At 60.5% G+C, this 15,910-nt stretch carries 18 protein-coding genes; 10 read left to right on the top strand and 8 right to left on the bottom strand.

The annotated features are described in order from the left end of the window. Positions 1-8 precede the first annotated feature (8 nt). The 3 genes from Q0O99_RS05680 to Q0O99_RS05690 all read left to right on the top strand — a co-directional run bounded on the left by Q0O99_RS05680 (position 9) and on the right by Q0O99_RS05690 (position 1,527). On the top strand, positions 9-659 hold the full coding sequence (locus Q0O99_RS05680; protein WP_293749442.1) for a glutathione S-transferase: 651 nt from the start codon (positions 9-11) through the stop codon (positions 657-659). A gap of 107 nt (positions 660-766) precedes the next feature. Continuing rightward, entirely contained in the window at positions 767-1,132 is a 366-nt protein-coding gene (locus Q0O99_RS05685) for a TraR/DksA C4-type zinc finger protein (RefSeq protein ID WP_293749443.1), read from the top strand. A gap of 20 nt (positions 1,133-1,152) precedes the next feature. Continuing rightward, on the top strand, positions 1,153-1,527 hold the full coding sequence (locus tag Q0O99_RS05690; protein ID WP_293749445.1) for a hypothetical protein: 375 nt from the start codon (positions 1,153-1,155) through the stop codon (positions 1,525-1,527). A 133-nt stretch (positions 1,528-1,660) separates the two neighbouring features. Here the strand turns inward: Q0O99_RS05690 and mrdA are convergent, their stop codons facing one another. From mrdA to Q0O99_RS05710, 4 genes are all read right to left on the bottom strand, one after another. Continuing rightward, positions 1,661-3,661: a penicillin-binding protein 2 gene (gene mrdA, locus Q0O99_RS05695; protein WP_293749447.1), complete on the bottom strand. Its 2,001-nt coding sequence runs from the start codon at positions 3,659-3,661 to the stop codon at positions 1,661-1,663. A gap of 2 nt (positions 3,662-3,663) precedes the next feature. After that, on the bottom strand, positions 3,664-4,185 hold the full coding sequence (gene mreD / locus Q0O99_RS05700) for a rod shape-determining protein MreD (protein ID WP_293749449.1): 522 nt from the start codon (positions 4,183-4,185) through the stop codon (positions 3,664-3,666). After that, entirely contained in the window at positions 4,182-5,129 is a 948-nt protein-coding gene (gene mreC / locus Q0O99_RS05705) for a rod shape-determining protein MreC (protein WP_293749451.1), read from the bottom strand. Before mreC ends, mreD begins: the two co-directional genes overlap by 4 nt. Before the next feature lie 69 nt (positions 5,130-5,198). Then, positions 5,199-6,242, bottom strand: a complete 1,044-nt coding sequence (locus tag Q0O99_RS05710; protein WP_293749453.1) for a rod shape-determining protein — start codon at positions 6,240-6,242, stop codon at positions 5,199-5,201. Between the two features lie 214 nt (positions 6,243-6,456). Here Q0O99_RS05710 and gatC point away from each other — a divergent pair, with 214 nt between their 5' ends. The 3 genes from gatC to gatB are packed head-to-tail and all read left to right on the top strand — an operon-like array spanning position 6,457 to position 9,762. Further along, entirely contained in the window at positions 6,457-6,756 is a 300-nt protein-coding gene (gene gatC / locus Q0O99_RS05715; RefSeq protein ID WP_293749455.1) for an Asp-tRNA(Asn)/Glu-tRNA(Gln) amidotransferase subunit GatC, read from the top strand. Positions 6,757-6,764: 8 nt separating this feature from the next. Beyond that, entirely contained in the window at positions 6,765-8,240 is a 1,476-nt protein-coding gene (gatA, locus tag Q0O99_RS05720) for an Asp-tRNA(Asn)/Glu-tRNA(Gln) amidotransferase subunit GatA (RefSeq protein WP_293749457.1), read from the top strand. A 1-nt stretch (position 8,241) separates the two neighbouring features. Then, positions 8,242-9,762, top strand: a complete 1,521-nt coding sequence (gene gatB / locus Q0O99_RS05725; RefSeq protein ID WP_293749459.1) for an Asp-tRNA(Asn)/Glu-tRNA(Gln) amidotransferase subunit GatB — start codon at positions 8,242-8,244, stop codon at positions 9,760-9,762. Positions 9,763-9,836: 74 nt separating this feature from the next. Here the strand turns inward: gatB and Q0O99_RS05730 are convergent, their stop codons facing one another. The 3 genes from Q0O99_RS05730 to Q0O99_RS05740 form a co-directional block, all read right to left on the bottom strand. Next, the gene (locus Q0O99_RS05730) at positions 9,837-11,030 is read right to left on the bottom strand and encodes a DUF4172 domain-containing protein (RefSeq protein ID WP_293749461.1); all 1,194 of its coding nucleotides are present in this window, start codon (positions 11,028-11,030) and stop codon (positions 9,837-9,839) included. A gap of 66 nt (positions 11,031-11,096) precedes the next feature. Then, positions 11,097-11,366, bottom strand: a complete 270-nt coding sequence (locus Q0O99_RS05735; RefSeq protein WP_293749463.1) for a type II toxin-antitoxin system RelE/ParE family toxin — start codon at positions 11,364-11,366, stop codon at positions 11,097-11,099. After that, complete coding sequence (locus Q0O99_RS05740) at positions 11,350-11,562, bottom strand: DUF6290 family protein (protein ID WP_293749465.1); 213 nt, start codon at positions 11,560-11,562, stop codon at positions 11,350-11,352. Before Q0O99_RS05740 ends, Q0O99_RS05735 begins: the two co-directional genes overlap by 17 nt. Before the next feature lie 234 nt (positions 11,563-11,796). Here Q0O99_RS05740 and Q0O99_RS05745 point away from each other — a divergent pair, with 234 nt between their 5' ends. Both Q0O99_RS05745 and Q0O99_RS05750 read left to right on the top strand, forming a co-directional pair. Next, on the top strand, positions 11,797-12,063 hold the full coding sequence (locus Q0O99_RS05745) for a type II toxin-antitoxin system CcdA family antitoxin (protein WP_293749466.1): 267 nt from the start codon (positions 11,797-11,799) through the stop codon (positions 12,061-12,063). Beyond that, positions 12,063-12,380, top strand: coding sequence for a CcdB family protein (locus Q0O99_RS05750; RefSeq protein WP_293749468.1), 318 nt, complete (start codon positions 12,063-12,065; stop codon positions 12,378-12,380). Before Q0O99_RS05745 ends, Q0O99_RS05750 begins: the two co-directional genes overlap by 1 nt. A 134-nt stretch (positions 12,381-12,514) precedes the next feature. Here the strand turns inward: Q0O99_RS05750 and Q0O99_RS05755 are convergent, their stop codons facing one another. After that, positions 12,515-13,528 carry a fumarylacetoacetate hydrolase family protein gene (locus Q0O99_RS05755; RefSeq protein WP_293749470.1) on the bottom strand — a complete coding sequence of 338 codons (1,014 nt, stop codon included), beginning with the start codon at positions 13,526-13,528 and terminating at the stop codon, positions 12,515-12,517. 113 nt (positions 13,529-13,641) lie between these two features. Between Q0O99_RS05755 and Q0O99_RS05760 the strand changes: the two genes are divergently transcribed. Both Q0O99_RS05760 and Q0O99_RS05765 read left to right on the top strand, forming a co-directional pair. Then, on the top strand, positions 13,642-14,469 hold the full coding sequence (locus Q0O99_RS05760; RefSeq protein ID WP_293749472.1) for an IclR family transcriptional regulator: 828 nt from the start codon (positions 13,642-13,644) through the stop codon (positions 14,467-14,469). Between the two features lie 73 nt (positions 14,470-14,542). Continuing rightward, positions 14,543-15,904 (top strand): DUF3108 domain-containing protein, encoded by a 1,362-nt coding sequence (locus Q0O99_RS05765; protein WP_293749474.1) that lies wholly within the window; start codon positions 14,543-14,545, stop codon positions 15,902-15,904. The last annotated feature ends 6 nt before the right edge of the window (positions 15,905-15,910 follow it).

Below are 15,910 nucleotides of genomic sequence, written 5' to 3' on the forward strand. Positions count from 1 at the left end.
AGTTATCCATGCTCACACTCTGCGGCTTTGCGGCCAGCAATTACCACAACAAAGTCAAATTGGCCTTGCTCGAAAAAGGCGTGCCTTTTGAAGAAGAGCTGGCGTGGGTGGGTGCCACCGACGCTGCCGCCAGCCCTTTGGGCAAAGTGCCATACCTCAAGACACCCGATGGCGCGATGTGCGAGTCGGCCGTGATGCTGGAATACATCGAGCAAAAGTACCCGCAAAACCCCTTGATCCCAGCCGACCCGTTTGCCGCCGCCAAGGTGCGCGAATTGGCGCTGTTTTTAGACCTGCATCTGGAGCTGGTCGCGCGCAACCTGTATCCCGAAGCGTTTTTCGGCGGCAAGGTGAGCGACTCGGTGAAAGAAAAAACCGCCGCGCAACTGGAAAAGAACGTCGCCGCGTTTGCCCAACTGACCAAGTTCTCGCCCTTCATCGCAGGCGACAGCCTGACGCTGGCCGACTGCGCAGCCGTCACGCACCTGCCCCTGATTTCGGGTGCCACCAAGCTGGTTTACGGCAAAGACTTTTTGGCCGAATTGCCAGCGCGTGAGTACCTCAAGATGATGGGCGAGCGTCCCCACATGCAAAAAGTCAATGCTGACCGCAAAGCCAACATGGAATTGATGATGTCACGCATGAAAGCCAAAAGCTGAGTCTGTGCGCTTGAGGCGCATCAACCCCTGCCCATGGCTGCTGCCCTGCGGCAACAGGGGTTGACCCACATCAATACCGCGTCGCCACAGGCGCCTAGGATGAAGCCATGACTTCATCCCACACCCCCTCCCTCTACCGCGAGCGCCTTTTGCAAGAGCGCGCGCAACTGTTGCAGCGCATCGCCGAGCAGCGCGGCGGCTTGGTCTCGCGCGCTGACATGGCCGCAGAACACGATGTCCGCAGTTTGGATGACCGGGCGCAGGCCATTTCCGAACGCAATGACGAGTTCGCCATGAACGAACACGAAACCGCTGAACTGGGCGACATCGAAGCCGCATTGGAACGCATGGATGCGGGCACCTATGGCCAGTGCACCGACTGCGGCGTGACCATTCCACCTGCACGCCTGAACGCTTACCCGACCGCCAAACGCTGCATCGATTGCCAAACTGTGGCCGAGCAGCGCCGTTGATTTTTTAACCAAGGATTTTGATGCTTACTTTTCACGCCGTGGTCTGGATGGACCACCAAGAAGCCCATGTGGTCATGTTTGACCGTGAGCACATTGAAGCCAAGCGCATCCATTCGCGCAGCCACCACAAACACCAAGGCAAGGCCGGTGACACGGCGGCCTTTTATGCCGATGTGGCCAAAGCCCTCACAGGCACCCACGAAGTGCTGGTGACAGGACCCGGCCTGGCGCGCAACGAATTCCGTGACTGGTGCGCAGCCCACCAAAAAAGCACTGCCGCAGCCATCGTCGACAGCATCGCCAGTGACCACCCTTCAGACGGCCAGCTGGTGGCACTGGCCAAACATTACTTCAAAAAATTTGACGCGATGGCCACAGACCCTACACAGGCCTGAACAACACCGGTATTCAGGCTGATGCATTAGCGGGTGTCGGGTTGTTCCCGCTGCCCCAGCGGCTGACTGACGGATATGCCTTCACCAGGCTTGGCCGATCTGGCCAATGTTGACGCCTGCTGATCACCCCGCATCAGGGTTTTTCGGCCTTGCCAGCAGACAAGGTTTTGGGGGCCATCAAAGGCACTTGGGATTTGGCCCGAGGCTTGCCTATCGGGCTGGCAGACTGGCCTTTTTGGGTGGCCGCCATGTCTTCTTCGCTGGGGTATTGGCCGAGCAGCCAATAGTCAAACACACGCCTGGCGATAGGGGCCGCCGAAGCCGCGCCAAAACCCGCGTTCTCCACCACCACCGCCAACGCAATTTGCGGCTTGTCGGCCGGGGCATAGGCCATGTACAAAGCATGGTCACGCTGGTATTCGGACAAATTGGCGGCGTTGTACTTTTCCTTTTGGCCGATGGTCACCGCCTGCGCTGTGCCGGTTTTTCCGGCGCTGGTGTAAGCCGCCCCGGCAAACACCCGCGCCGAGGTGCCCGAGGTGACCACCCCCACCAAGCCTTTGTGCACCACATCCACATGCTCGGGCTTGTAGCCCAAACTCAGGGCTTGCTGCGCAGTCACCTCCACCTGTGCGTGGGTCAAGGCATCCTGCGTGGCCGTGACCACCCGTGGCTTGAACTGCAGGCCGCCGTGGGCCAGCGTGGCTGTGGCCGAGGCCAGTTGCAGCATGGTGAAGGTGTTGTAACCCTGACCGATGCCCAACGAGATGGTCTCGCCGCCGTACCACTTTTTTTGCTCGGGCCGCTTGTAATAATTGCGCTTCCATTCCGTGCTGGGCAAGATGCCGCGCACTTCGCCAGGCAAGTCGATGCCGGTGCTCTGGCCAAAACCCAATGGCTTCATGAAGTCGTGGATCAAATCCACCCCCATGTCATTGGCCAGCGAGTAGTAATACACGTTGCTCGACAACACAATGGACCGCACCATGTCCACTGGCCCAAGCCCGGCATCGCCGTGGCTGCGGAAAGTGTGGCCGCCATACGTCCAAGAGCCTGCGTCGTTGATGACGGTGCTGGCACTGCGCCTACCCGTGGACAAAGCGGCTATGGCCATGAAAGGCTTGTAGGTCGAGCCTGGCGGGTAGGTGCCGCGCAGTGCCCGGTTGAGCAGTGGCTTGTCGATCGACTCGTTGAGCATTTGCCAATTTTCGACATCGATGCCGTCCACAAACAAGTTGGGGTCAAAGGTGGGCTTGCTCACAAAAGCGAGCACCTCGCCGTTGTTGGGGTCCAACGCGACCAGGGCGCCGCGCCGATTGCCGAACAAATCTTCCACCATTTTTTGCAGTTGAATGTCGATGGACAAGACCACGTTTTGGCCCGGTATGGCTGGGCGACTGGAGAGGCTGCGCGTGGCTCGCCCCCCGGCGGAGGTTTCCACTTGGTTGACGCCCGTGATGCCATGGAGCTCACGCTCGTAGCGCTGCTCCACACCCAGCTTGCCAATGTATTCGGTGCCCCGGTAATTGGCCGCCAAATCCTCATCCTCTTCCAGCCGTTCCTTGTCACGCTGGTTGATGCGCCCGATGTAACCAATCACGTGACTGGCCAACTCGCCATAGGGGTACTGACGGAACAATCGGGCCTTGATCTCCACACCGGGGAATCGGTAACTTTGCGCACTGAAGCGGGCCACCTCTTCATCGGTCAAACGATTGCGAATGGGCAGCGAGTCAAAGCTCTTGGATTCCTCCCTCAGGCGCTTGAAACGGCGACGGTCCTTGCTCTGGATGTCCACCAACTCGGCCAATTCGTTGATCGTGGCCTCCAGGTCCTTAACCTTCGAAGGTGTGATCTCCAGTGTGTACGCTGAATAATTGCTCGCCAGCACCACGCCGTTGCGGTCCAAAATCGTTCCGCGCGGCGGCACCGTCGGCAAGATCGCTGTGCGGTTGTTCTCGGCTTGCGCCAACAGATCCTCGTGGCGAACCACTTGCAAATAGGCCAACCGGCTGGCCAGCAGCAAAAAGCAGCACAACACCACCCACTGCACGACAAGCACACGGTCTTGAAAGCGGTGAATTTCGGCGCGTGTGTCGCGCAGCTCAGCCAATGAGGGCAGGTTCAGGGACATGCTCACAGCGGACGGATGTCGTCGCGCTCAAAAGCGCGACGTTGGGGTGCCAGCAACAAGGCGCCCACCAAGGGCCACAAGGCCGCTTGAAGCAACGGTCCCGGCAACTGACTCCAGCTGGGCCAAGCGTCCTGCACGATCAGCCGCGTGAGCCACTCCACAAGGGCAGCCACCACAAAGAGCGGCAAAATTTGTAACGCCTGCTCGCGCAAAGGAAACCAGTGCATCCGCCGCTGCGCCACTGTGGCCATTCCACAAAGCACCACATAAGACAGCGCGTTTTGGCCCAACAAGGCGGACTCGTGAACATCCAGCGCCAAGCCCAGCAAAAAGGCCAGCACCAAACCCACTCGGCGCGGTTGGTGCACGGTCCAGAAGACCAACACAATGGCCAGCACATCGGGCAGCCAGTACCAGCCCAAAAGGCCCAACCACATGTGCAACAACAAGGCCAGGACAAAGCTCATGACAATGAACCTGGGGTTGGCGGGCAACAGCAGGGGACGCCCTGCGGGCATGATCATGGCTTGGCTCCGACGGCGGGCATGACGGGGGCGGGGGCTGCGGCCTTGGCCTTGGGTGCTTTGGTTGACTCTGGCTTTGGCGCTTCTGGCCAGTCCTTGACCGGCTGCAAAACCAGCAAATGACGACCACGCTCAGTGGCCATCGGTTCGGCGTGGACACGGGCAAACGACGAGTCCACTCGGCGATCAATCCGGGCAATGCGCCCGACATGCAAGCCTGCAGGGTACACACCATCGATGCCACTGGTGGTCAGCAGATCGCCTTTTTGCATGTCTGCACCTGCTGGCACAAACTTCAAGTCAAGCGAGCCCCCCAGGGCTTGAGGATCGCCATTGGCCACATGGCGACTGCCCGTTCGGGCGTTCATGACCGGGATGCTCTGAGCCCGATCGGTCAGCAGCGTGACTTCGCTGACCAAGGGGTAAACGCGGGTGACCTGACCCACCACCCCGGCCGTATCGATGACCGCCGAGCCTGGGACAATGCCCGCCATCAGGCCACGGTCCACCACCATACGTTGTGTGTAGGGGTCAGAGATGTCGTAGAGCACCTGCACCGCCTTGGCCGGGCCTGCCACTTGCAAACGCAAATCGAGCAATTGCCGCAAATGGGCATTTTCCTGACTGAGTTGCTCCACTTGCTGCAGACGTTGGGCCTGTGCGATGGTACGGGTCTGAAAGCTCAAGGCCGCATCTTGCGCCTCTTCCAGATTGCCAAAGTAAAGCGTCAGGGCGTTGACCGCATGCACTGGCTGCAATGACACCCACTGCAAAGGGGACAGCACCAAGGCCACAGCCGAACGGATAGGTAGGGAAATTTGCAAACGATGGTCGGCCGCCATCAACAACACCGCCAGCAACCCCAACAGCAAGGTCTTGGACGTGGTGGACAAGCCCTGCCGGAAGATCGGGGGGGCACTGCGTTCTAGCGTATCCAGGGCCATGGTTCAATTGCACCGGATGGTGGTGGGTTGGAAAAGTTGGGTTGCAGCCAGACTGCAACCGTCCTGTTCTTATTCGCTGGTGAAAATGCTGCCCAGCTGGTCCATGCGTTCCAGCGCCATGCCGCAGCCACGGGCTACACAGGTCAGCGGGTCTTCGGCCACCAGCACCGGCAAACCGGTTTCTTCGGCCAGCAAACGGTCCAGGTCACGCAGCAAAGCGCCACCGCCCGTGAGCATCATGCCGCGCTCGGCGATGTCGGCACCCAACTCGGGCGGCGTGTGCTCAAGCGCGGTTTTGACAGCGGAGACGATCTGGTTGAGCGGGTCGGTCAGCGCTTCTAGGATTTCGTTGGAGCTGATGGTGAAGCTGCGTGGCACGCCTTCGGACAGGTTGCGGCCCTTGACTTCCATCTCCTTGACTTCACTGCCGGGGAAGGCTGAACCAATTTTTTTCTTGATGGATTCGGCTGTGGGCTCGCCAATCAGCATGCCGTAGTTGCGGCGGATGTAGCTGATGATGGCCTCGTCGAACTTGTCGCCGCCCACACGCACGCTGCCTTTGTAGACCATGCCGCCCAGCGAGATCACACCGACTTCGGTCGTGCCGCCGCCGATGTCCACCACCATGGAGCCCGAAGCTTCGGACACGGGCAGGCCCGCGCCGATGGCCGCGGCCATGGGTTCTTCGATCAAATACACCTCGGAGGCGCCTGCGCCCAAAGCCGATTCACGAATCGCCCGGCGCTCGACCTGGGTCGAGCCGCAAGGAACGCAAATGATGATGCGGGGGCTGGGGCGGAAAGTGCTGCGGGGGTGCACCATGCGGATGAACTGCTTGAGCATCTGCTCGGTCACCGTGAAGTCAGCGATCACGCCGTCCTTCATGGGGCGGATGGCTTCGATGTTGCCGGGCACCTTGCCCAGCATGGCCTTGGCTTCGTGGCCAACAGCTTGCAATGTTTTTTTACCTTGGGGGCCACCTTCGTGACGAATGGCCACCACCGAGGGTTCGTCCAGCACGATGCCTTTGTCGCGCACAAAAATCAGGGTGTTGGCAGTGCCCAAGTCAATGGCCAGGTCACTGGAAAAATAACGGCGAAAAGAAGAAAACATCGGAAATCCTTGGGTGCTCATGAGCCCGCAAACACCGGAAAAACCAGTGGCGAACAGCACAACGGTCAAATCGTGTGGGTCAAAAAGGGCTGGTTTTCAGGGCGTTCCTAGCCCTTCAGCAAACACGGGATAATACCCGATCCCCTGCCGCATCGCGCGTGCGCGAGCGCAGTCAGGTCTGGAAAAATCGACCTTTACATCCCCTTTTCAAACCATGTCGCTGACCCCACAGGATATCGCCCGCATCGCCAACTTGGCTCGGCTGGAACTTCAGCCCGAAGAAAGTGATCGCATGCTCACTCAAATCAACGGCTTTTTCGGCATCGTCCAGGCCATGCAGGCCGTGGACACCACCGGCATCGAGCCGATGGCCCACCCCGTAGCCGCCATCCAGGACATCACGCTGCGCCTGCGCCCTGACGTGGCCAGCGAACCCAACCAACGCGACCTGAACCAGAAGAGCGCCCCCGCCGTCGAGCGCGGGCTGTTTTTGGTGCCCAAGGTGATCGAGTGAGCCGCGCGATGAATTCTCTGCATGACATGACCGTGGCCGAACTGGCCCAGGCCCTCAAAACCAAACAGGTGAGCGCCGTGGAAGTGGCCACCGGCTTTTTGGCCCGACTGGGTGGCAACCCGCACAACGCGTTTCTGGACATCGACAGCGAAGTGACGCTGGCCCAAGCGCAAGCCAGCGACGCTCGCCTGGCCGCTGGCACCGCAGGCCCACTCGAAGGCGTGCCTGTAGGCCACAAAGACGTGTTTGTAACCCGCGACTTCGCCACCACCGCGGGCTCCAAAATCCTGACCGGCTACCGCTCGCCGTTTGACGCCACATTGGTGCAAAAGCTGGGTGCATCCGCACTGGGCGGCGCGGGCATGGTCACACTGGGCAAGCTCAACTGCGACGAATTCGCCATGGGCTCGGCCAACGAAAACTCGGCTTTTGGCAAAGTGACCAACCCCTGGGACACGGCCCGCGTGCCCGGCGGCTCGTCGGGCGGCAGCGCCGCCGCTGTGGCGGCACGTCTGACACCCGCAGCAACTGGCACCGACACAGGCGGCTCGATCCGCCAGCCTGCCAGCTTTTGCGGTATCACCGGCATCAAGCCCACCTATGGCCGCGCCAGCCGCTACGGCATGATCGCCTACGCCTCCAGCCTCGACCAAGGCGGCCCCATGGCGCGCACGGCCAAAGACTGCGCGCTGTTGCTCAGCGCCATGTGCGGCCCAGATCTGGACCGCGACTCCACCTCGTTGGACGTGCCCGCCGAAGACTTCACCGCATCGCTGAACGGTTCAATCGAAGGCTTGCGCATTGGCGTGCCGAAAGAGTTTTTTGGCGAAGGCCTGCACGCCGATGTGCGCGCCGCGCTGGACGCTGCCCTTAGCGAATACGAAAAGCTCGGCGCCAAGCTGGTGCCCATCAGCTTGCCGCGCACCGAGTTGTCGATTCCGGTGTACTACATCATTGCCCCGGCCGAGGCCAGCTCCAACCTGAGCCGCTTTGACGGCGTGAAGTTCGGCCACCGCGCCAAGGACTACACCGACCTGGTGGACATGTACAAAAAGACCCGCGCCGAAGGCTTTGGCAACGAGGTCAAGCGCCGCATCATGACCGGCGCCTATGTGCTCTCGCATGGGTATTACGACGCCTACTACCTGCAAGCGCAAAAAATCCGCCGCATGATCGCCGACGACTTCCAGAACGCATTCAAATCATGCGACGTGATCGCTGGCCCGGTGGCCCCATCGGTGGCCTGGAAGTTGGGCGAGAACGCGGGCGACCCGGTGGCCGACTATCTGGCCGACATCTTCACGCTGCCCGCCTCGCTGGCCGGTTTGCCCGGCATGAGCCTGCCCGCAGGCTTTGGCGCCCATGGCATGCCCGTGGGCATGCAGTTGATCGGCAACTACTTTCAAGAAGCCCAGTTGCTGAACGCTGCACACCGCTTACAACAAGCGACCGATTGGCACCTGCGCAAGCCGGAGGGCATCTGACATGAGCAAATTAGTCCAAGGCTACGAAGTCGTCATCGGCTTCGAGACACACGCCCAACTCTCTACGAAGAGCAAGATTTTCAGTCGCGCCTCGGTGGCTTTTGGTGCCGAGCCCAACACACAAGCCTGCGCGGTGGACATGGCCCTGCCCGGCACGCTGCCGGTGATGAACATCGGCGCTGTCGAACGCGCCATTGAGTTCGGCCTGGCCATCAACGCACACATCGCCGAGCGCAGCATTTTTGCGCGCAAAAACTACTTCTACCCCGACCTGCCCAAGGGCTACCAAATCAGCCAGTTCGAGATCCCGGTGGTGCAAGGCGGTGAGGTGTCGTTCTTTTTGGAAGAAGGCCAAGAGACCGTGCGCAAAACCGTGCGCCTGGAACGCGCCCACCTGGAAGAAGATGCGGGCAAATCGCTGCATGAAGACTTCATTGGTCAAAGCGGCATCGACCTCAACAGAGCTGGCACACCGCTCTTGGAAATCGTGACCCAACCCGACATGCGCAGCAGCGACGAAGCCGTGGCTTATGCCAAAGAGCTGCACAAGATCGTGACCTGGATCGGCATTTGTGACGGCAACATGCAAGAAGGCAGCTTCCGGTGCGACGCCAACGTGTCGGTGCGCAAACCCGGTGGCGAGCTGGGCACCCGCCGCGAAATCAAGAACCTGAACAGCTTCAAGTTCATGCAGCAGGCGATTGACTACGAAGTGCGCTGGCAGATTGACCAGATCGAAGACGGCCACGCGATCCAACAAGCCACCGTGCTGTTCGACCCCGACACGGGCGAGACCCGCGCCATGCGCACCAAAGAAGACGCCGCCGACTACCGCTACTTTCCTGACCCGGACCTGCCCCCGCTGGTGATTGGCCGCGACTGGGTCGAGCGCGTTCGCAGCGAAATGGCCGAGCTGCCCCGCGTGATGGCCGAGCGCTTCGTCAAAGACTACGCGCTGCCCGAATACGACGCCACCCAACTGACGCAAAGCAAAGCGGTCGCCGCCTACTTTGAAGCTGCAGCCAAAGCCTGCGGCCAGCCCAAACTGGCCAGCAACTGGATCATGGGCGAAGTCTCACGCCGCCTGAACGCCAGCGAAATGGCCATCGAGCAAGCGCCCGTGAGCCCGGCCCAACTGGCCGCCCTGATCGGCCGCATCAGCGACAACACCATCAGCAACAACGCGGCGCGCCAGGTGTTTGACCACTTATGGCAACCCAAGCTCGCAGAACTTGTAATTGGCGACACGTTGGAAGAGGTGACAGCAGGTGTTCTTGCGCTCAACGCGTTAAAACAAATCGATGCCATCATCGAAGCCAAAGGCCTCAAGCAGATGAACGACACCGGCGAGCTGGAAAAGATCATCGACGACGTCTTGGCCGCCAACCCCAAGAACGTCGAAGAGTTCAAGGCAGGCAACACCAAAGCTCTGAACGGCTTGGTCGGCCCGATCATGAAGGCTAGCAAGGGCAAGGCCAATCCTGGGCAGGTGAATGCTTTGTTGATGAAGAAGTTGGGGTGATTGAGGGAGTCTGCTCACGAATGCACTCGCAACCATGAATCTTTGAAGAAATCTTCGTCCGCAAATGGAAAAGATCAAAGTTCTTCACGCCCCACGGGACATCCAAAGTCCACCACACCATGTGCATTCTCACGGGTGATGCCAGCCAACAAATCCTCAAGCTTGTACCGCGTCCCTCGCCCCGCCCCAGTCTGTACCAACAACCCCATCTCACACAGTACGGTGAGTTCGCGGTAGGCCGTGGCGCGTGACACGCGGCACAGGTTGACGTATTTCTCGGTGCTGATGCCGTTGACAAAACCATCAGGCCCTGAGTCATACAACTTGTTGATCGCCTTGGTTTGTGTGGGCGTGAGTTGTGGGTGTTGCTCGCGCAGCTCGTTACAGAGGCGCGTTTTGCGCAGGGCCGTTTGCATGTGTTCCCAGGTCGCGTCAAAGGCTTTGTGCACGCAGCCCACAAACCATTGCACCCAAGGCGTCACGTCCATATTGGCTTGCCCAGTGGCCGCTTGCAGTTGCGCGTAATAGCCAGCCCTGTCGAGCCACATTTGTTGCGACAAGCTCCACAGGCGTTTGTCGGTTTTGAGGTCTTGCGCCAGCGCCATCTCGACCAGAGCCCGTCCCACTCGGCCATTGCCGTCTTCAAACGGGTGAATGGCCTCCAGCCACACATGCGCCAAAGCCGCACGCACCAAGCCGTCGGTCTGGTTATGGCTGCTGTTGAACCAGTCAATGAGCCGTGACATCTGCGCCTGCATATCCGCCGAGTCGGGTGCTTGGTAATGCACGATGTCGGACTTGCCCAAACGGGGCGTGACGATCTGCATGGGTTCGGCATGGTCGCGGTAGGCTCCCGTGCGGATTTTTTGAATACTGCTGCGCCCATTGGGAAACAAGGCGGCTTGCCAGCCATGCAGGATGTCGTGCGTCAAAGGCTGATGGCTTTGTTCAATGGCCGCTTGCAGCAGATCCAGCGTGGCTTCAGTGCGCGCATCGCGCTCCATCAACTTGGCGTCCTGCAGGCCCAAGCGCCGAGCGGCTGAGGCCCGCACCGAGTTGATTTGCAGAATTTCGCCCTCGATCTGCGCGGTGGCGATGGCCTCATCGGCCCAGCCTTGCAGTTGCAAGTCGCCCAATTCCATCAATTGCAGATGGCTGGCCAAGCCCATGGCCCGCCCTTGCGCGTAGCGCGCAGCCGTCAGCGCTGGTTGCAGCGCGGCCAGATCGACCTGAAATTCAGGCCATTGCGGGGATTGCCAGAGCAACATGAAGCGTATTTTATGGATTTACGCTTCACTTGTGAAGCGTAAAATGCTTTTTTACGCCATCAAACCCTATCGGTAGACCTCACGCCGGTTACCGATGCGCAGCACACGCACCAGAATCTTCTGGTCCTGGATGTCACAGATGATGCGCCAGTCGCCCACGCGGTATTTCCAGTAACTGCCCAAGCGCTGACCCGATAGGGCCTCGCCGATGTCGCGTGGGTTGGACAAGCAGCTAACGCGTGTGCGCAGAAAACCCACTAACCGGATTTGGATGGGTTTGTCGAGCTTGCGCAGGTCCTTGAGAGCGTCCGGATCGAATTCAATTTGCCAGGCCAAGCTCGCGCTCCACATCTTCCAGCGAAATGGTTTTGCGGTTCTTGCGGGCGCGAGCCTCGGCCAGGAAGAAGTCTTCCAGGTCGTCGATGTGTTCAAGGATCGCTTCGCGCACCAGCGCGGTCTTGGTCAGCCCGGTCTCTTGAGCCAATTGGGCCAAGCGTACTTCGATGTTTTCGGGCAAGCGGATGGCTAGCATGGTTTTTCCCTTTTAACTGTTGCTATACAAGTATAGCCAGTCAAACCGTTTCCACCAAATCACCGAATCTTCAACAGTGCCTTGATCTTGACGCGAACTTCCTGCAGCACTTCCTGAGACACCGCGCCCTTCTCGGCTTTTCTCACACGTCAGTTATCCACAGGTCTTCACCCGTGCGGCTGGAAAGCATGCGGGTTAAGATATGCGCACATTTCAATGCGCATGGAGATCGCTATGCAACCCAGCCCCACCATCGCTCCTCGCGTGCGCACCAGCGCATCCGGTAAGCGAGCGATCAATCTGACCCTGAGCAGCGATGTGCTGGATGCCGCAAAGCAACTGGCCATCAACATTTCTCAGGTCTGCGACAGCCACCTGCGTGAAGTGGTGAGCCGCGTACAGGAGCGCAAATGGCGCGAGGATCATGCCGATTTCATTTCGGCGTACAACGCCACCATCGAGGCTGACGGCCTGCCACTGGATGAGTGGAAAAGTTTCTGATGGCACGCTTTGACGTCTACGCCAACCCTGGTAGCCAAGCACGCACAGCCCCCTACCTGTTGGATGTGCAAAGCGACCTGCTCAATGGCTTGGACAGCAGGATGGTGATTCCCTTGCGCAGCCTCGAGCACTTCCCCAAGGTGAAGTTGTCGACTCAACTGACACCCATTTTCACCATCGAAGGTGAAGAGTACCTGTTGGAAACACCCAAAATGGGCGCGGTCCCACTGCGGGTTCTAAAGTCGCCCGTGACCTCGCTCGCCCAAGCCCAAGACCAGATCACAGCAGCGATGGATTTTTTGTTCCAAGGCTACTGAAAGCAGCCTATTGGGAAGCTGGTTTTCAAGGCGTTGTCCTGCGCTCATCGATCAGTGACCATGGACCCCGGATCAAGTCCGGGGTGACAAGCCGTCATCTGGGGTCATCGGCCAAGCCAACAAATCACCAAGAATTAGGCCTGTTTCAGCGGCACGATGTCCTGCTCAATCGCGCCAAACAAGCTCTCGCCGTTTGGGCCCTTCATCTCGATGCGGATGGTGTCGCCGAACTTCATGAATTCGGTGCTGGGCTGGCCGTCCAGAATGGTTTCGATGGCGCGTTTTTCGGCGATGCAGCTGTAGCCTTTGGGCCACTCGGGTTTGCCGTTCACTTCCACGCTCTTGTTGCTCACAGTGCCGCTGCCCACGATGGAGCCTGCGCGCACGTTGCGGGTTTTGCAGATGTGGGCAATCAGCTGTCCAAAGTGGAAGGTCATCTCGGGGCCGGCTTCGCACATGCCGACTTTGCGACCGTTCCAGGTGGACTGCAGCGTCAGGTGCACGCGGCCGCCTTGCCAGGCGTCGCCCAGCTCGTCGGGCGTCACGGCCACGGGGCTGAAGGCGGTGGCAGGTTTGCTTTGCAAGAAGCCAAAACCTTTGCCCAGTTCGTTCGGGATCAGGTTGCGCAGGCTCACGTCGTTGGCCAGCATGAGCAGGCGCACACTCTCGATCGCATCGTCGGCGCTGGTTTGCATGGGCACATCGCCGGTGATGACGGCAATTTCGGCTTCAAAGTCGATGCCAAATGCTTCGCTGGCGCAGACCACCGGGTCGCAAGGGCCCAGAAGATCATCGCTGCCGCCTTGGTACATCAAGGGGTCGGTGTAAAAGCTGGCGGGCACTTCGGAGTTGCGCGCCGCACGTACCAGCTCCACATGGTTGATGTAGGCGGAGCCATCGGCCCACTGGTAGGCGCGGGGCAGCGGGGCCATGCATTGCGCCGGGTCAAACGGAAAAGCGTGGCGGGCTTTGCCCTGGTTGAGGGTGGTGTACAGGTCTTCGAGCTGGGGGGCCAAAAAGTTCCAGTCGTCCAGCACCTGCTGCAACTTGCTGGCGATGCCGGTCGCATAATGAGCGGTGCTCAGGTCGCGCGAGACCACCACCAGTTGTCCATCGCGTGAGCCGTCTTTGTAGGTCGCCAATTTCATGATTTTTACCTGTTTGTTCCGTCATTCAAAGCCATGTTCACCAGGGCTGAATCACGCATTAAATTACGCATTGTTAAACTCGTTTAACTAAACGAAACCTGATTCTAGAGCATATGGCCAGTGAAAGCACCTTGGACACGGCCCCGGACGGGGACAAAGAACGCGCGGGCATTCAGTCGGTGGAGGTGGGTTTTGCCCTGCTGGATGTGCTGGCCCAAGCCCCTGGCCCGCTGATGCTGCGCGACCTGGCCAGTGCGGCGGGCATGAGTGCCGCCAAGGCCCACCGCTACTTGGTGAGCTTTCAGCGCCTGAACTTGGTGGTGCAGGATGCCAACACCCGTTACGAACTCGGTCCCGCCACTTTGCGACTGGGCCTGGCCACCTTGTCCCGGCTGGACGCCGTCAAGCTGGCGCGCGAGCGCTTGCCTACGTTGATGGACCAAACCGGCCACACCCTGGCCTTGGCCGTCTGGGGCAACCGGGGCCCGACCTTGGTGCACTGGCAAGAAACGCCACTGGCCATGCCTCTGAGCCTGCGTTTGGGCGATGTGATGCCCCTCTTGTCGTCGGCCACTGGCCGGTGTTTTGCAGCCTTCATTGGCCACGGCGGTGCAGCCGACAAGGCCCGACCCATGATCGAAACCGAGCTGGCCCTGGCCCGCAAGCTGGGCCGCAGCGATTTGCCGTCCACCCCTGCACAGGTGAAAGCCATGCTGAGCGAGACCCGGGCTCAAAGTCTGGGCCGGGTGGTCAATGTCCTGCTGCCGGGCATTTCAGGCCTGTGTGCGCCCGTGTTCGATGCGGGCGGGCACCTGGCCTTGGGCGTGGTGTCGCTGGGGTCGTCGGCCACCTTCGACGCCAACTGGCAAGGCCCTGTGGCCCTGGCGCTGCGCGCATTTGCACAGCAGTTGTCGACCGACCTGGGCTGGCGCGCCGCCTGAGTGCGGCACCCATTCGGATGGGCATTCACGGCCTCCCTCATGCCCACACCTTTGACCCAAGCCGAGTGAACCCATGAAGCCGGTGCTGCTCACTCACCCCCAGCCGCTGCCCGAAGCCCAGCAGCCCGATCGGCCGAGCACACGCAGCTTGCTGCGCTGGGGAGCGCTGGTGTTGGCGCTGCACCTGGTTGTGCTGCTGAGCCTGGCGGGCACACTGGACTGGCCACTGAGCAGCCCGCAGACGCTGCGCACGGGCCCCATGCAGACCCGAACCATCCCCGCCCCAGCGGGTGCCACGGTGGCCACAGACCCCAGCCAAACCCCTGCAGCCCGCACGCGCGTGGCCTTGGTTGAAAAACCCAAACCTGCGCCCAAACCTGCGCCCACACCCAAGCCAGACGCACAGAAAACTGCAGCGGCCCCAAACACGACGCCAGCAGACAAGAACTCTCCACCCGCTGACCCACCCGTGCCAGAACAGGCGGTGGATAAAGCGCTGAATAAAGACCTGGACAAAGTCGCCACCCTGGCCACCCCAGACCCCCTGCCAGCTCAGCAGCCTTTCACCGAGGCCGATACAAACCCCAACGCGGACAAGGCGGCCCTTGCTGTGATCCCTGGCACGCAGACCCCGAACACCGCCAAGCCTGAGGCGCCTGAGCCCAGTCCAAGCCCCAACCTGAGCGCCAGCCCAAGCGAATCCGACGCCAAGCCCGGCGCACCTCAGCCCGAGCGCATCGCCAACGCCACCATGGCCTTGCCCGAGCTGGCCTTGGGCTCGCTGCCCGCCCCGGCCTTGCTAAGCTACCGCCTCAGTGGCCAGGAAAAAGGCATCCATTACCAAGCCTCAGGCGAGCTGCGTTGGCAGCACAACGACAGTGCCTACGCCATGAGCTTGACGGTCAAAGCCTTTTTGCTGGGGTCAAGGCACTGGCGCAGCGTGGGCCAGATCAACGCCTCCGGCTTGGCCCCGACGCGCTTTTCTGACAGCTGGCGCAGCGAACGGGCGGCCCACTTTGATCGCCCGAACCAGCGCATCGTGTTCAGCAGCAACGCCCCCACTGTGGCCCTGCAGCCCGGCGCACAAGACCAGGTCAGCCTGTATGTGCAGTTGGCCGCCGCCATGGCCCATTCAGGTCAGCGGATGACACCCGGCACCCGCTTGCAGATCCAGACCGCCACCGTGCGCGACGCCTTGCCCTGGCTCTTGACGCTGGAAAAACTGGAGACACTGCAGGTGGACGGCCAAAGCCTGCAGGCGGTCAAATGGGTGTGTCAGCCACGCAACCGCTTTGATGCGCAAGTCGAGTTCTGGGTCTCGGCCGCACACGACTGGCTGCCCGCTCGCATCCGCATCACGCAAGTCAGCGGCAATTTCATCGACCTGCAACTGACAGGACGCCAAGTCTTGGGCGCTTTGCCCCTCACGCCATAACCCCAC

Origin of the sequence: Limnohabitans sp. Rim8 (assembly GCF_945901735.1) — a bacterium.
Classification (GTDB): Bacteria; Pseudomonadota; Gammaproteobacteria; order Burkholderiales; family Burkholderiaceae_C; genus Limnohabitans_A.

Bases quoted from the DNA above. Each gene is read 5' to 3' on its own strand.
- Q0O99_RS05680 (WP_293749442.1), top strand. From the start codon at position 9: ATGCTCACACTCTGCGGCTTTGCGGCCAGCAATTACCACAACAAAGTC.
- Q0O99_RS05685 (WP_293749443.1), top strand. From the start codon at position 767: ATGACTTCATCCCACACCCCCTCCCTCTACCGCGAGCGCCTTTTGCAA.
- Q0O99_RS05690 (WP_293749445.1), top strand. From the start codon at position 1,153: ATGCTTACTTTTCACGCCGTGGTCTGGATGGACCACCAAGAAGCCCAT.
- mrdA (WP_293749447.1), bottom strand. From the start codon at position 3,661: ATGTCCCTGAACCTGCCCTCATTGGCTGAGCTGCGCGACACACGCGCC.
- mreD (WP_293749449.1), bottom strand. From the start codon at position 4,185: ATGATCATGCCCGCAGGGCGTCCCCTGCTGTTGCCCGCCAACCCCAGG.
- mreC (WP_293749451.1), bottom strand. From the start codon at position 5,129: ATGGCCCTGGATACGCTAGAACGCAGTGCCCCCCCGATCTTCCGGCAG.
- Q0O99_RS05710 (WP_293749453.1), bottom strand. From the start codon at position 6,242: ATGTTTTCTTCTTTTCGCCGTTATTTTTCCAGTGACCTGGCCATTGAC.
- gatC (WP_293749455.1), top strand. From the start codon at position 6,457: ATGTCGCTGACCCCACAGGATATCGCCCGCATCGCCAACTTGGCTCGG.
- gatA (WP_293749457.1), top strand. From the start codon at position 6,765: ATGAATTCTCTGCATGACATGACCGTGGCCGAACTGGCCCAGGCCCTC.
- gatB (WP_293749459.1), top strand. From the start codon at position 8,242: ATGAGCAAATTAGTCCAAGGCTACGAAGTCGTCATCGGCTTCGAGACA.
- Q0O99_RS05730 (WP_293749461.1), bottom strand. From the start codon at position 11,030: ATGTTGCTCTGGCAATCCCCGCAATGGCCTGAATTTCAGGTCGATCTG.
- Q0O99_RS05740 (WP_293749465.1), bottom strand. From the start codon at position 11,562: ATGCTAGCCATCCGCTTGCCCGAAAACATCGAAGTACGCTTGGCCCAA.
- Q0O99_RS05745 (WP_293749466.1), top strand. From the start codon at position 11,797: ATGCAACCCAGCCCCACCATCGCTCCTCGCGTGCGCACCAGCGCATCC.
- Q0O99_RS05750 (WP_293749468.1), top strand. From the start codon at position 12,063: ATGGCACGCTTTGACGTCTACGCCAACCCTGGTAGCCAAGCACGCACA.
- Q0O99_RS05755 (WP_293749470.1), bottom strand. From the start codon at position 13,528: ATGAAATTGGCGACCTACAAAGACGGCTCACGCGATGGACAACTGGTG.
- Q0O99_RS05760 (WP_293749472.1), top strand. From the start codon at position 13,642: ATGGCCAGTGAAAGCACCTTGGACACGGCCCCGGACGGGGACAAAGAA.
- Q0O99_RS05765 (WP_293749474.1), top strand. From the start codon at position 14,543: ATGAAGCCGGTGCTGCTCACTCACCCCCAGCCGCTGCCCGAAGCCCAG.